The sequence below is a fragment of the Candidatus Syntrophosphaera thermopropionivorans genome (assembly GCF_004353895.1).
Taxonomy (GTDB): Bacteria; Cloacimonadota; Cloacimonadia; order Cloacimonadales; family Cloacimonadaceae; genus Syntrophosphaera; species Syntrophosphaera thermopropionivorans.
On sequence record NZ_SMOG01000056.1, the window covers coordinates 1 to 468 of the forward strand.

A 468-nucleotide genomic window follows, 5' to 3' on the forward strand; every position below is an offset into this window, starting at 1 on the left:
AGCTCCTTCGGAGCTTCATAGATGAGGACATCTATGACCCCTTATGCGGAGCTTGAAACGATGAGGACATCTATAACCTCTTTAGGGGTACGAGACGTCTTCGTCTCGTAAAGCCGCAAGGCTTTTCTTTCTTTAGATGATAGCAACAAAAATTTATTAAAATAATTATAAGAATTAAAACTACTCTTTATTCCTAATTAAATAATAGCAAGCTCTTCCAGAGCTTCATAAACGGGGACGTTTATGACCCCATATACGGAACTTGAAACGATAAGGACATCGTTTCACCTATTTTTTTCCTACGGCTGCAATGTATATTACAAATTCTTCTTTTTCATCTAAGCCCAGACAGTGGTTCATTGCCTCATCCACAAAAGCTCCTATCATACAGGCACCTGCTTGAATTGCTTCTGCAGCAAGATGGACATTTTGTCCTATATGTCCAACATCAACATACAGATAGCGATA

1 protein-coding gene is annotated in these 468 nt (G+C 38.9%); it reads right to left on the minus strand.

Annotation, left to right across the window (positions count from 1 at the left end):
- Positions 1–288: 288 nt before the first annotated feature.
- Positions 289–468 (minus strand): nitroreductase family protein (locus E0946_RS07180; RefSeq protein WP_133201781.1); only part of this gene is annotated, 180 nt, incomplete at its 5' end.